This is a genomic window from Phenylobacterium sp., assembly GCF_035539035.1.
Classification (GTDB): domain Bacteria; phylum Pseudomonadota; class Alphaproteobacteria; order Caulobacterales; family Caulobacteraceae; genus Phenylobacterium.
Window position 1 is genome coordinate 936281 of sequence record NZ_DATLJI010000016.1, and the last position, 13412, is coordinate 949692.

General features: G+C 71.3%; 10 protein-coding genes. 4 read left to right on the plus strand and 6 right to left on the minus strand.

Annotated features, from left to right (window positions below; translation table 11 throughout):
• Positions 1-49: 49 nt before the first annotated feature.
• Positions 50-2728 carry a TonB-dependent receptor gene (locus VM685_RS18455; protein ID WP_325461642.1) on the minus strand — a complete coding sequence of 893 codons (2679 nt, stop codon included), beginning with the start codon at positions 2726-2728 and terminating at the stop codon, positions 50-52.
• A gap of 236 nt (positions 2729-2964) precedes the next feature.
• Between VM685_RS18455 and VM685_RS18460 the strand changes: the two genes are divergently transcribed.
• The gene (locus VM685_RS18460) at positions 2965-4455 is read left to right on the plus strand and encodes a phosphoesterase (protein WP_325461643.1); all 1491 of its coding nucleotides are present in this window, start codon (positions 2965-2967) and stop codon (positions 4453-4455) included.
• Positions 4456-4471: 16 nt separating this feature from the next.
• Here the strand turns inward: VM685_RS18460 and VM685_RS18465 are convergent, their stop codons facing one another.
• From VM685_RS18465 to VM685_RS18480, 4 genes are all read right to left on the minus strand, one after another.
• Complete coding sequence (locus VM685_RS18465) at positions 4472-5302, minus strand: AIM24 family protein (RefSeq protein ID WP_325461644.1); 831 nt, start codon at positions 5300-5302, stop codon at positions 4472-4474.
• A 36-nt stretch (positions 5303-5338) separates the two neighbouring features.
• On the minus strand, positions 5339-5812 hold the full coding sequence (locus tag VM685_RS18470; protein WP_325461645.1) for a nuclear transport factor 2 family protein: 474 nt from the start codon (positions 5810-5812) through the stop codon (positions 5339-5341).
• A 61-nt stretch (positions 5813-5873) separates the two neighbouring features.
• Entirely contained in the window at positions 5874-6947 is a 1074-nt protein-coding gene (locus tag VM685_RS18475) for a nitronate monooxygenase (protein ID WP_325461646.1), read from the minus strand.
• A complete protein-coding gene (locus tag VM685_RS18480) occupies positions 6944-7723 on the minus strand; it encodes an RNA methyltransferase (RefSeq protein ID WP_325461647.1) in 780 nt (259 codons plus the stop codon). The genes VM685_RS18475 and VM685_RS18480 overlap by 4 nt, the downstream gene beginning before the upstream one ends.
• Positions 7724-7731: 8 nt before the next feature.
• On the opposite strand from VM685_RS18480, the gene bla reads away from it, so the two are divergent.
• The 3 genes from bla (at position 7732) to VM685_RS18495 (ending at position 10593) form a co-directional block, all read left to right on the plus strand.
• Positions 7732-8778 carry a class A beta-lactamase gene (bla, locus tag VM685_RS18485; protein WP_325461648.1) on the plus strand — a complete coding sequence of 349 codons (1047 nt, stop codon included), beginning with the start codon at positions 7732-7734 and terminating at the stop codon, positions 8776-8778.
• 90 nt (positions 8779-8868) lie between these two features.
• Complete coding sequence (locus tag VM685_RS18490; RefSeq protein ID WP_325461649.1) at positions 8869-10086, plus strand: NADP-dependent isocitrate dehydrogenase; 1218 nt, start codon at positions 8869-8871, stop codon at positions 10084-10086.
• Between the two features lie 120 nt (positions 10087-10206).
• Positions 10207-10593 carry a VOC family protein gene (locus VM685_RS18495; protein WP_325461650.1) on the plus strand — a complete coding sequence of 129 codons (387 nt, stop codon included), beginning with the start codon at positions 10207-10209 and terminating at the stop codon, positions 10591-10593.
• Positions 10594-10612: 19 nt separating this feature from the next.
• Here the strand turns inward: VM685_RS18495 and alaS are convergent, their stop codons facing one another.
• A complete protein-coding gene (alaS, locus tag VM685_RS18500) occupies positions 10613-13276 on the minus strand; it encodes an alanine--tRNA ligase (protein WP_325461651.1) in 2664 nt (887 codons plus the stop codon).
• Positions 13277-13412 lie beyond the last annotated feature (136 nt).

Here is a 13412-nt window from a genome sequence, read left to right on the forward strand (position 1 = left end):
GGCCTCGGCGCCGCCAGGGAGCGCAGCCGCTCCCTGGCGGACGGCCGGATCAGAACTGCAGGTTGGCGCCGACGAAGACGGTCCGGCCGCTCTGGGTGGTGTTCCAGAGCCGGCGGGCCTCGGCGCCGTTGTACTGCTCCTCCCGCTCGTCGGTCAGGTTGACCCCGTCCAGCGTCAGGCGCAGGCGCGGCGTGAGCTGGTAGAAGGCCGCGGCGTCCACGTACTGGGTGGACCGGAAGCCGCCCTGGTCGATGGGATAGTCCGAGCGGTAGTTCGACGAGACGCGGAGACCCCAGACGGCGGTCTCGTAGTAGAGCGTCACGTTGTGGGTGAGATCGCTCATCCCCCAGATCGCGCCGGTCTGGCCGTTCGGATAGGTGGTTTTGGAATCGATCACCGTGACGTTGGCCACCACGCCCATGTCCTTCAGAAAGCCGGGCAGGAAGAAGAAGTCGGTCTGGGCGCTGAGCTCCAGGCCGGTCACCTTGGCGTCGTTCAGGTTGATGGGCCGGGTGAACTCGTTGACGTTCCGCGAGCCGCCGACGCCCGCGACCAGGTTGTCCGGCAGGCCGGTGCTGGAATAGGGCACGTTCGTCGCCTTCCGGCTGACCACGAAGCCGTCGATGCGCTTGTGGAACACGCCGGCCGAGACCATCCCGATCTCGTTGAAATACCACTCCGCCGCCAGGTCGAACTCGTCGGAGGTGTAGGGGTCGAGGTTCGGGTTGCCGACGCTGACCGTCACGAAGTCGCCCTCCACGCCGACACTGCCGTTCATGGCGTAGGCGCTGAGGGATGGACGGTTGATGTTCTGGGCCGCGGCGACGCGCAGCTGGAGGCTGTCGGTGACCTCCATCACCGCGTTGAAAGCGAACAGGACGCCGGAGTAGGTCGAGCTGACGGTGATCGGGCCGACGTTGGCCACGCCCGAGGAGGTGAGCTCGGTCTCATAGGCGCGGGCGCCGAGGTTACCGCGCACCGGACGGCCGAACAGCGTCGCCTGCCAGTCAAGCTGGGCGTAGGCGGCGCTCGTGTCCTCCTCCACCGAATAGATCGACCGCGGCGCGCCCAGGGCGCGCGTCACGCGGTAGTGCGCCAGCGCCTTGTCCCAGTCGACGGTCACCCAGGACTGGTCGTCGTGCTTGTCGAAGACCGTGTAGTAGGCGCCGACCCGGTCATCGAGGGTCCCCCGCTCCCAAGCGGTGCGGTTCAGGTCGTCGGTGGCCTGCGAGTAGCCGGAGTTGCGAAAGCCGCGGAAGGAGGCCCCGACCTTCAGGGTCGCGAGGTCGCCGAAGGCGTAGGCGGCGTTCAGCTCGGCGTTGTCCAGCCGGGTCTTCTGGTAGGTGGCCGAGAAGTCGATCTCGTGGGCCCGGAAGTTGTTCGGGTCGGTCGTGTCCCACTTGTAGGTGTTGACCGCGTCGCGGCCGTCGGCGCTGTAGTCGGTGATCAGGCCGCCGAAGGCCTCGGTGTAGAACTTGTCCGAGACGGGGATGTCATAGTCCGACTGCTCGTGACCCACGTGGCCGCTTATCCGCAGCCGGTCGGAGAGCTCCCAGTCCCCGGTCAGCACGACCTGCTGGAAGGTGTTCTCGGTCTGCTGGCGGCGGGTCTCGGTGGCAAAGACGGTGTTGTCCACGTCCGCGAACACGACGGAGTTGTACCGGTCCCAGCGCACGGCGTTCAGCCGCGGCGGCGGGCTGCTGGTTCCCGAGTGGGGCACCGCGTTGCCCAGCACGGTGGAGTTCTGCGAGGCGCGGGTCGCCAGGTGCCGCTCGTCGCGCGCGTTGGTGAACTCGCCGTAGAGCCCGTCGAGGGTCAGGGTCAGGGTCTCCACCGGCCGCCATTGCAGGGCGGCGGTGAGGCCCAGACGCTCCTGGTCGGAGCCCCAGACCGACAGGCGGTTGCCGCGCTGGAACACCAGGGTCCCGGACCGGACCATGGCCTGGTCGGCGGCGCTGAGCCGCGACAGGTCGGTGGCGCCGGGCCCGACGGGGCTCGCCGCATAGGTGTTGTAGCCCTGCTCCTCGGTCTCGCGCCGCGACCAGGCGGCGGAGACCAGGACGCCGAACCGGTCGTCGAAGTTGTGGCCCAGCATGCCGACCAGCCGGGGCTGGAAGTCCTCCGTCGCCGAGTTGGTGCCCGCCTGCGCGGCGAGCGCGGCCCGCGTCCCCTGGAAGTCGAACGGCTTGGCCGTGTAGAGGCCGACCGTGCCGGCCATGCCGCCCTCGTCCTGCTCGGCCGCGAAGGACTTGCGGACGTCCACTTTGGAGAACAGCTCCGAGGCGAAGATGTTGAAGTCGAAGGCGCGGTCGCGGGAGGTCTGGCCGCGGCTGTCCATCGGCGAGTCGACGTTGCCCAGCACTTCCATGCCGTTCAGCTGGACGCGGGTGAAGTCCGGGCCGAGGCCCCGCAGGCTGAGGCGCCGGCCCTCGCCGCCCTCGCGGTTGATGGCGACGCCCGGCAGGCGCTGGAGGGACTCCGCCAGGTTCAGGTCCGGGAACTTGGCCATGTCCTCGGCCACGATGACGTCGACGTTGATGTCGGCGTCGCGCTTCAGCTCGCGCGCCGCGCCCAACGAGGCGCGGAATCCGGTGACCACCAGTTCCTCCACCTCTCCGCCGGCGGTCGGTTGGGCGACGTCCTGCGCCCGGGCGGCGCCCGCCGCGCACAGGCACACGATGACGCTGGAGGCCACGCTCGTGACGAGCGTCCCCTTGAATCGAGACATGGTCGTTCGCTCCAGCCTCGCCGGGGAAGGAGCCCCAACTTCGGGTCCGGCGGGCCCGGGGGGGCGTTAGGGGCGCTCGGTGACCGTGGCTTCACGGTTCAGCTACGGCTTTGTGACCCGTGGGGGCGCCCCGGGCGGACGTCACACCTTCTTCATCAAACCGACACCGAACCCCGCAATCGCCCGGCGCCCGCAGCCCCTATGCACCGCCACGTCCTGTGGGGGAGTCTCGGAAGATGCGCAGATGGATGGCGTGCGCCTCGGCGGTGGGCGCGGCGGCGTTGTTCGCGGCCTCGGATGTCCAGGGCCACGGGCTCCACCAGCCCGTCGCGGTCGCCCCGCCGGGCAAGGCCGCGCCAGCCGGGGCGCGCCGCTGGCTGGCGGGAGACCACCACATCCACAGCCGGTTCAGCGCCGACTATCCGGAGCCGCCGCCGGGCCAGGCGCCCAAGCCCGTGCTGGGCGAGGACGGGCTCTACGGCATCCCCAAGAACGCCGAGATGGCCCGCGCCCATGGCCTCTCCTGGATGGTCTCCACCGACCATGGCGGACCGAGCCATTCGAAGCTGAACTACGAGCAGGCCTACCCGGAGCTGATGCAGGCCCGCGACCGGGTCCCGGAGGTCCTGCAGTTCTACGGCATGGAGCTGGACACCCCCGGCGGAGACCACAGCAGCCTGATCCTGCCCCGCACCGACGGCGAGCGTGAGCGGCTGCTGGAGCTGGAAGGCCGCTTCTCGGCGCACGAGCCCTGGCCGCGCGACCCGGCGCGCGAGACCGAGGGCAGGATGGTGGAAGCGCTCGCGCACATGCGCGGCCTGGCCGATCCGCCGGTGGTGATCGCCAACCACCCCTCCCGCTCGGCCACCGGGCCCGGTGTCTGGGGCCGCTATTCGCCGGCCGAACTGCGGACATGGCACGACACCGCGCCGGAGGTGGCCATCGGCATGGAGGGCGCGCCGGGCCACCAGGCCGGCGCGCTGCGGCCCAACGGAACGCTGAACCCCGAGGGGATCCGAGGCGCCTACAAGGCCTCGCCGACGCTCGGCGGGTTCGACCAGATGACCGCCCGGCTCGGCGGCTTCTGGGATTCCATGCTGGGCGAGGGGCGGCGCTGGTGGGTGACCAGCACCTCCGACTCCCACCGCCACTATCGCGAGGGCGGCGACGACTTCTGGCCAGGCGAGTATTCGAAGACCTACGTCCGCGCCGCCCGGTCCTACGACGACATCCTCGACGGTCTGCGCGCCGGCCGGGTGTTCGTCACCACCGGCGACCTGATCTCCGAGCTGGACGTCACCGCCTGCGCGCCCCGTGTCGGGCGCTGCGCCGAGATCGGCGGAGCCCTGGACCTGCGGCCGGGCGAGGCGGTGGAGGTGACCATCCGGGTCCGCGATCCCGCCGGCCGCAATTTCGGCGGCCGGTCGCCCGAGGTGGCGCGGGTCGACCTGATCCTGGGGGAGGTGAGCGGGCCGGTCGCCGACCGGACGCGCGACGTGAACCCGACCACGCGGGTCGTGAAGCGGTTCGGCCCGGCGGACTGGCGGCGGGAGGGCGAGGTCCTGACCATGACCTACCGCATCGCCGGCCTGCAGGGGCCGGCCTACCTGCGGGTGCGGGGGACCAGCACGGCGGAGCTCGAGCCGTCGGCCGACCGGCCGGGCGAAGACCCCTGGGCCGACCTCTGGTTCTACGCCAATCCCGTCTTCCTCACCCTCGGCTCCTGAGGCTCCCGCGAGCGCCTCAGCGGTTGCCGCCGATGATGTCGCCCAGCCCGCCGAGCACCGAGCCCTCGCCGCGGTTCTGGCCCGTCCCGCCCGCCGCGGCGAGCATCCGCCCGGCCAGACGGGAGAACGGCAGCGACTGGATCCAGACGCGCCCGGGCCCGGTCAGGCGGGCGAAGAACAGGCCCTCGCCGCCGAAGATCACGCTCCTGACGCCGCCGGCCATGACGAGATCGAAGTCGACGCTGGGGGTGTAGGCCGCGAGGCAACCGGTATCGACGTGGATCTGCTCGCCGGGGGCCAAGGTCCGCTCCACCACCGTGCCGCCCATCTGGACGAACACCCAGCCGTCGCCGTCGAGCCGCTGCATGATGAAGCCCTCGCCGCCGAACAGGCCGGTCATCACCCGCCGCTGGAACTGCAGGCCGATGGAGACGCCGCGGGCGGCGGCCAGGAAGGCGTCCTTCTGGCAGATCAGCGTGCCGCCGAGTTCCGACAGGTGCAGCGGCAGGATGGCGCCGGGCGTCGGCGAGGCGAAGGCGACCTTGGCCTTGCCGGTCCCGCCGTGGGTGAAGACCGTGGTGAACAGGCTCTCGCCGGTGATCAGCCGCTTGCCGGCGCCCAGCAGCTTGCCCATGAAGCCCGCGCCCTCGCCGCCCGACCCGTCACCGAAGACGGTGGTCATGCCGACCGCGGCGTCCTTCCAGACCAGCGACCCCGCCTCGGCGATGGCGCTCTCGCCGGGGTCGAGCTCGATCTCGACGAACTGCAGTTCCTGGCCCTTGATCTCGAAATCGATGTCGTCGGCGAGGCCGGCGCTGCGGTGATGGCTCCAGGGGCCCTGGCTCATGGGAGGCTCCAGCAGTTGGGGAGGAACGGAAGGGCTCTAGCCGTGCGGCTCGGAGCCGTGGAACAGGCGCCACTTCCAGACGCCGTGGCAGAGCTCGAACACCCCGGTCAGGCGGTAGACGCGGCGCTCGTCGGCGGCGTCCCCGTGCAGGACGGCGTGACCCTCGGCGTGCAGCCAAGCGATCGGGCCATGGACGGAGACCTCCACCTCACGCCAGTCGAAGCTGAGGGTCTGCGGCATGGCGTAGAGCTTGCGGAAATGCTCGGCGAGCGCCGCCCGGCCGCGGGCCACCTCGCCCACCTCGGAGCCGACCAGCAGGGTGTCCTCGTCGGGCATGAACTCGTCGAGCACGCCCAGGTCGCGCTTGGCCAGCAGGGCGTTGAGCCGCACGAGGGCCTGGCGCACGCCGCGCTCGGCGCCGCTCCTCGGGGGCGCGGCGGCGCGGGGACCGTACCCCAGCACCAGCAGCAGGGCCGCGCCGGCGGCGAGCAGGCGGGTGACGGCGGCCATGACCAAACTCCTGTCCTTAGCGGGGGGCGATACTTCCCCCCTTAACGCGCTGCGGGCAAGCCTAGCCGCCCGTGCGGGCCGAAAGGGCGCGGGCGGCGTCGCGCGCCTCGGCCCACCAGGCCCGGACCATGGCCTCGGCGGCCCCGGGCCTGGCGAGCTTCACCGCCTGGCCGGCCCAGAGCGACATCATCTCGGTGTCGCCGGCCTTCTCGGCGGCCTGGCGGAGCGGCTGGGTCAGGCGGTTCTGGACGGGATAGGCCGGGACCTCGTGCTCCACGGGCCGCATCTCGCGGGTGAAGCGGTTCTCCAGGCCCCGCGCATGGCGGCCGGAGAAGGCGCGCGTGAGCCGGGTGGGGTCGTCGGGCGCGGCCTCGATCGCCGCGCGCCAGGGGGCGCTGGTCAGCGCCTCGTCCGACAGCAGGAAGGCCGAGCCCATCTGTGCCGCGTCGGCGCCGAGCGCCAGGACCGCGGCCACGCCGCGGCCGTCCATGATCCCGCCGGCGGCGATCACCGGCAGGTCCACCGCCGCCCGCACCGTCGCGACCAGCGGCAGCGTGCCCACCAGGCTGGCCTCGGTCTCGGCGAGAAAGTTGCCACGGTGGCCGCCGGCCTCCGCGCCCTGGGCGCAGATCCCGTCCGCGCCGGCCTCGGCCCAGGCGCGCGCCTCGGCGACGGTGTTGGCGGTGCCGACCACATAGCTGCCGGCGCGGTGCAGGGCGTCGACCTGGGCGGTCTCGAGCACGCCGAAGGTGAAGGAGGCGATGGCCGGCGCGGCCTGCACCACCGCGTCGAGTTGGGCCTCGAAGTCGTGGCTGAAGCGGTTGGGCGCCTCCGGCAGCGGGACGCCGGCGGCCGCGTACCAGGGCGCCAGGCGGGCCAGCGCCGCGTCCAGCTCCGCCGCGTCGGGCTGGACCCTGGGGGCCATCAGCAGGTTCACCGCGAACGGGCGGTCGGTGACCGTCCGCATGGCGTCCACGGCGGCCACGATCTCGTTCGGCGCCAGCGCCGCAGCGGCCAGCGAGCCGAGGGCGCCGGCGCGGTTCACCGCCAGCGGCAGGGCCTCCAGGGTGGCGCCGGCCATCGGGGCCTGGACGATGGGGATCGCCAGGCTGTCGAGCAGGGCTTTCAGGCTCATTCGCCGACCTCCTTCTTGCGCGCCAGCTTCTCCAGCACCTTGCCGCGGCCACGGGACAGGGCGGTGACGACACCGCGCAGGGTGCGAACCTCCTGGTCGGTGAAGCGGGCGCGGCCCAGGGCGGAGCGCAGGTTCTGCACCATGGAGGGGGTCTTCTCCGGCGGGTGGAAGAAGCCGGCGGTCTCCAGCTCCCGCTCCAGGTGCTCGTAGAGGCCCATCAGGGCCGCGCCGTCGGCGGGCGGCGCGCCCTCCCGGAACCTCGGCGGCGGCGCGTCGGCCTCGGTGGTGCGCCACTCGTAGGCGTTGATGGCGACGGCCTGGGCGAGGTTGAGCGAGTGGAAGCGCGGATCGATGGGGATGGTCACCACCGCCTGGCAGAGCGCGATGTCCTGGGTCTCCAGCCCGGCGCGCTCGCCGCCGAACAGCATGCCCACGCGCTGCCCCTCCGCCACGGCCTCGGCGAGCTGGGCGGCGGCGACGCGCGGGGTGATCACCGGAAGCTGCAGCTCCCGCGGGCGGGCGGTGGTGGCGTAGACCAGCTGCAGGTCGGCGATGGCCGAGGCGACGTCGGGGTAGACGCGCGCGGCGTTCAGCGGCCAGTCGGCGCCGGAGGCCGAGGCCCAGGCCCGCTCCTGGGGCCAGCCGTCGCGGGGGTTCACCAGCCGCAGGTCGGCCAGCCCGAAGTTGGCCATGACACGGGCCACCGCGCCGATATTCTCCGCCAGCTGCGGCGCGTTCAGGATCACGACAGGTTTGGACGTCGACGTTTCGCTCATTGCGCGCGTTGTCGTTTCAGGAGGCTCCCCTGGCAACCCTTCCCCGTCGCCGTCTGCTCCTGGCCGGGCTCGCCCTGCCGCTGGCAGCGTGCGGCGACAGCGAGCCGCTGACCGCGTCCACCACGCCCCGGCTGGACATGGAGCGCCTGAACGCCGGCGTCGAAGCCCTGGCCGCGCGGGCCCCGCCCGGCGTGCTGGGCGTGGGGTTGATGAACCTGGAGAGCGGCGAGCACTTCACCTTCAACGGCGACCGGCGCTTCCCGATGTTCAGCGTCTTCAAGGCGCCCCTGGGGGCGGCGACGCTCGCGGAGGTCGACGCGCGGCGCCTCACCCTCGACGAGGGGGTGGTGCTGGACGAGCAGGACCTGTCTCCTCCGCTCTCGGCCGTCGCCGAGGCCTTTCCCGCCCGGCGCGACTACACCCTGCGCCAGCTGCTGCACGCCGCCGTCGTGGACAGCGACAACACCGCGGCCGACGTGGTGATGAAGCGGATCGGAGGCCCCGGCGCGGTGACCGCCTGGCTCAGCCTGAAGCGCCTGCCGGAGATCCGGGTGGACCGCTACGAACGGGAGCTGGCGCCCGAAGCCTACGGCATGGCCTCGTTCCGCCCGGCGTGGAAGGGGGCCGGTTTCCGCGCCGCCTATGACACCGTGCCGGACGCGCAGAAGCGGGCCGCCATGCGCGCCTTCCTGGCCGATCCGAGGGACACCGCCACGCCGCGCGGGACGCTGGACTTCCTCGCCCGCCTGGATCAGGGAGAGCTGCTGTCGCCCGGCTCCACCCGCCTGCTGATCCAGATGATGCGCGAGACGCCGCGGGCGGGCGACCGGCTGAAGGCGGGCTTCCCGGCCGACGCGGTGTTCGCGCACAAGCCGGGAACCTCGGGCCTCGACCTGGGCGTCAGCCTCGCCTTCAACGACGTGGGCATCCTGACGCTCGCCGATCGACGCAGCTACGCCGTGGCGGCCTATCTGTCGGGCGCGACCGCCACCATGGACGCCCAGGCGGCGCTGTTCGCCGAGCTCGGCCGGCTGGTCACCCGCAGCATCGGCTGACCGGTCGCACCCCTTGGCCTTTGCGTGGCGGTCGCAGGCGGCTATACGGCCCGGCAACCCTCAAAAGTCCGCCCGGAGCGCCGCGCCCTCATGGCCAAGATCAAAGTCGCCAACCCCGTCGTCGACCTGGACGGGGACGAGATGACCCGCATCATCTGGAAGCTGATCAAGGAAAAGCTGATCTTCCCGTTCCTCGATCTCCAGATCGACTACTACGACCTTGGCATGGAGAACCGCGACGCCACCGACGACAAGGTGACGATCGAGGCGGCCGAGGCCATCAAGCGGCACGGCGTGGGCATCAAGTGCGCGACCATCACCCCGGACGAGGCGCGGGTGAAGGAATTCAACCTCAAGAAGATGTGGAAGTCGCCGAACGGCACGATCCGCAACATCCTGGGCGGCGTCGTCTTCCGTGAGCCGATCATCTGCAAGAACGTGCCGCGGCTGATCCCGGGCTGGACCCAGCCGATCATCGTCGGCCGCCACGCCTTCGGCGACCAGTACAAGGCCACGGACTTCCGGGTGCCCGGCAAGGGCAAGCTGACCATCAAGTGGCAGGGCGACAACGGCGAAACCATCGAGCACGAGGTGTTCGACTTCCCGGCCGGCGGCGTGGCCATGGGCATGTACAACCTCGACGAGTCGATCCGCGAGTTCGCCCACGCCTGCCTGTCCTACGGCCTGAACCGCAACTACCCGGTCTACCTCTCCACGAAGAACACCATCCTCAAGGCCTACGACGGGCGCTTCAAGGACATCTTCCAGGAGGTCTACGAGACCGACTACGCGGCGAAGTACAAGGAAGCCGGCCTGACCTACGAGCACCGCCTGATCGACGACATGGTCGCCTCGGCGCTGAAGTGGTCGGGCGCCTTCATCTGGGCCTGCAAGAACTACGACGGCGACGTGCAGTCCGACCAGGTGGCCCAGGGCTTCGGCTCGCTCGGCCTGATGACCTCGGTGCTGATCACCCCGGACGGTAAGACCATGGAGGCTGAGGCCGCCCACGGCACCGTCACCCGCCACTACCGCCAGCACCAGCGCGGCGAGAGCACGTCCACCAACTCCATCGCCTCGATCTTCGCCTGGACCCGCGGCCTGGAGCACCGGGCCAAGCTGGACGGCAACGAGGAACTGGCCCGCTTCGCCAGGACCCTGGAGCAGGTCTGCGTCTCGACGGTGGAGAGCGGCTCGATGACCAAGGACCTGGCCCTGCTGGTCGGCGACACCCAGGGCTGGCTGACCACCGAGGGCTTCATCGACAAGGTGGCCGTGAACCTCGAGAAGGCGCTGGCCGAGGCCTGAGCCTTCACGGACCGGACGAGGCGGCCCGGCGAGCCTGGCCGTCTTTTTCGGACGAACGATGTTCTTGTTTTGTTTCACTCCCGACGCTACCCTGGCGACGGACGAGAGAGGAGGCTCCACATGAGCATCGGCTATGTGACCATCGGCGCCCAGGACGTGGAAGGCGCGCAGCCGTTCTTCGACGCCACGCTCGGCGCCCTGGGCTGGAAGCGCAGCAATCCCATGGAGGGCTGGGCCTTCTATGGCCCCGAGGGCCAGGACGCGGTGATCGGCGTCTGCCGGCCCTACGACGGCGCGCCGGCGCGGGCGGGCAACGGGATCATGGTGGCGTTCAAGGCCGACACCAAGGACCAGCTTGAGGCGGCCCACGCCGCGGCCCTGGCGAACGGCGGCTCGGACGAGGGCCCGCCCGGCTACCGCTCGGCGGACGAGGTGGCGAGCGGGTTCTACGCCGCCTACTTCCGCGACCCCGTGGGCAACAAGTTCTGCGTCTACCTGACGGACTAGCCGCCAGGCGGCCGGCCCCTTAGCCCCCCAGCGCGGCCTTGACCGCCGCGAGGCCTTCGGCGGCCTTGGAGCCGTCGGGCGCGCCGCCCTGGGCGAAGTCGGGCCGGCCGCCGGCGCCCTGGCCGCCCATGGCCACGACCGCGGCCTTGGCGAGCTCCACGGCGTTGAAGCGGCCCTGGGCCTCGCCCGTGACGGCGACAGTGACCGCCGCCTTGCCGTCGGCCGAGCCGACGAGCGCGATGACGCCGTCGGGCAGCTGCTTCTTGAACTCCTCGGCGATGGGCCGCAGGTCCTTGCCGCCGACGCCATCCATGACGCGGGCCATGACCTTCACCCCGGCGATCTCCTCCGGACCGGCCGCGGCCGCCCCGCCGCCCCCGCCCATGGCGAGCTGGCGCTTGGCGTCCGCCAGTTCCTTCTCGAGCTTGCGGGCCTGGGCCTGCAGGGCCTCGACCCGGGCGGTGACCTCGGCGACCGGCACCTTGAACTGCTCGGCCAGGGTCTTCGACACTCCGGCCTGCTCCAGCAGGTAGCGGCGGGCCGCCTCGCCGGTGAGGGCCTCGATGCGGCGCACGCCGGCGGCGACGCCCTGCTCCTGGACGATCTTGAAGAGGGCGATGTCGCCGGTGCGGGCCACGTGGGTGCCGCCGCACAGCTCGATCGAGTAGTCGCCCTCGCCGTCCAGCGCCTTGCCGAGGGTGAGCACGCGGACGCTGTCCCCATACTTCTCGCCGAACAGGGCCATGGCGCCGGCCTCGATCGCCTCCTGCGGCTTCATGCTCTTGGTCTGCGCCGGCAGGTTCTGGCGGATCACCGCGTTCACCTCGGCCTCGATCCGCTCGATCTCCTCGGGCGTGACCGGCTGGCCATGGCTGAAGTCGAAGCGGATCCGCTCGCCGTCCACCATCTGGCCCTTCTGGGTGACGTGGTGGCCGAGCACGTTGCGCAGGGCCGCGTGCAGCAGGTGGGTGGCGGAGTGGTTGGCGCGGGTCGACGCGCGGCGCTCGGCGTCGACGGCCAGGCGCACCCGGGCGCCGGGCGCGAGCGTCCCTTCCAGCACCTCGAGGGTGTGGACGTGCAGGTCGCCGGCCTGCTTCTGGGTGTCGAGCACCCGGCCGCGGCCGCTCTTCCCGTCAGAACCGGTCCATTCGGCCTCGCCCTGGTCGCCGGCCTGGCCGCCGCTCTCGGCGTAGAAGGGCGTGCGGTCGAACAGCGCCTGGACCGTCTGGCCGCCCTGGGCCGCCTCGACCTCACGGCCGTCGGCGGTCAGCACGAGGAGCTCGGCGATCGCCTCGGTCGTCTCATAGCCCACGAAGTCGGTGGGACCCAGGCGGTCGCGGATCGCGAACCACTCGGCCGCGGCGGCCACCTGGCCGGAGCCCTTCCAGGCGCCGCGCGCCATCTCCCGCTGGCGCTCCATCGCCGCGTCATACTCCGCGAGGTCGACGGTCAGGCCCTTGGCGCGCACCGCATCCTGGGTCAGGTCGATCGGGAAGCCGTAGGTGTCGTAGAGCTTAAAGGCGGTCTCGCCGGAGAGCACGTCGCCCTCGTTCAGGCCAGCGGTGGCCTCGTCCAGCAGCGCGAGGCCACGGCCCAGCGTGACGCGGAACCGCTCCTCCTCCTGGCGCAGGGTGTCGACGATCGCCGGCTCGGCGCGGCGGAGCTCGGGATAGGCGTCGCCCATCTCGCTGACCAGGGTCGGCGCCAGCCGGTGCATCAGCGGCTCCTCGGCGCCCAGCAGGTGGGCGTGGCGCATGGCCCGACGCATGATCCGGCGCAGGACGTAGCCGCGGCCCTCGTTGGAGGGCGTGACCCCGTCCGCGATCAGGAAGCTCATGGCGCGCAGGTGGTCGGCGATCACCCGGTGCGAGGGCTGGGCGCCGCCCTCGGCCTTCACGCCGGTGGCCTCGACGCTCGCCGCGATCAGGGTGCGGAACAGGTCGGTGTCGTAGTTGGAGTGCACGCCCTGCAGGATGGCGGTGACCCGCTCCAGCCCCATGCCGGTGTCGATGGAGGGCTTGGGCAGGTCCTCGCGCCGGCCGTCGGCGAACTGCTCGTACTGCATGAAGACCAGGTTCCAGAACTCGAGGAACCGGTCGCCGTCCTCATCCGGGGAGCCCGGGGGGCCGCCCTGCAGCTCCGGCCCCTGGTCGATGAAGATTTCCGAGCACGGGCCGCACGGGCCGGTGTCGCCCATGGACCAGAAGTTGTCGGACGTGGGGATGCGGATGATGCGGTCGTCGGAGAAGCCGGCGATCTTGCGCCACAGCGCCGCGGCCTCGTCGTCGGTGTGGTAGACGGTGACCAGCAGCTTGTCCTTCGGCAGGCCAAGCTCCTTGGTGATCAGGGTCCAGGCCGCCTCGATCGCGCCTTCCTTGAAGTAGTCGCCGAAGGAGAAATTCCCCAGCATCTCGAAGAAGGTGTGGTGGCGCGCCGTGTAGCCGACGTTGTCCAGGTCGTTGTGCTTGCCGCCGGCGCGGACGCACTTCTGGGACGACGCCGCGCGCGGCCACGGCGGGGTCTCGGCGCCGGTGAAGTAGTTCTTGAACGGCACCATGCCGGCGTTGACGAACAGGAGCGTCGGGTCGTTCTGCGGCACCAGCGGCGCCGAGGCGACCACGGCGTGATCCTTCCTCCCGAAGTAGTCCAGGAAGTGCGTGCGGATCTCGTTGAGCGTCGCCATGGCCTTGCTTTTCGTATCGGAACTGAAGGGGTCCGCCCCCTATCTGGGGACCCGGCGCCCCTTTACGAGACTTGCGGTTCCCGGAAAAGGAAAAGGACGCCTGAGGACCATGCCTCAGGCGTCCTCGCCTCGGGGA

Bases quoted from the DNA above. Each gene is read 5' to 3' on its own strand.
- VM685_RS18490 (WP_325461649.1), top strand. From the start codon at position 8,869: ATGGCCAAGATCAAAGTCGCCAACCCCGTCGTCGACCTGGACGGGGAC.
- VM685_RS18470 (WP_325461645.1), bottom strand. From the start codon at position 5,812: ATGGCCGCCGTCACCCGCCTGCTCGCCGCCGGCGCGGCCCTGCTGCTG.
- VM685_RS18480 (WP_325461647.1), bottom strand. From the start codon at position 7,723: ATGAGCGAAACGTCGACGTCCAAACCTGTCGTGATCCTGAACGCGCCG.
- VM685_RS18475 (WP_325461646.1), bottom strand. From the start codon at position 6,947: ATGAGCCTGAAAGCCCTGCTCGACAGCCTGGCGATCCCCATCGTCCAG.
- VM685_RS18455 (WP_325461642.1), bottom strand. From the start codon at position 2,728: ATGTCTCGATTCAAGGGGACGCTCGTCACGAGCGTGGCCTCCAGCGTC.
- VM685_RS18465 (WP_325461644.1), bottom strand. From the start codon at position 5,302: ATGAGCCAGGGCCCCTGGAGCCATCACCGCAGCGCCGGCCTCGCCGAC.
- VM685_RS18495 (WP_325461650.1), top strand. From the start codon at position 10,207: ATGAGCATCGGCTATGTGACCATCGGCGCCCAGGACGTGGAAGGCGCG.
- VM685_RS18460 (WP_325461643.1), top strand. From the start codon at position 2,965: ATGCGCAGATGGATGGCGTGCGCCTCGGCGGTGGGCGCGGCGGCGTTG.
- alaS (WP_325461651.1), bottom strand. From the start codon at position 13,276: ATGGCGACGCTCAACGAGATCCGCACGCACTTCCTGGACTACTTCGGG.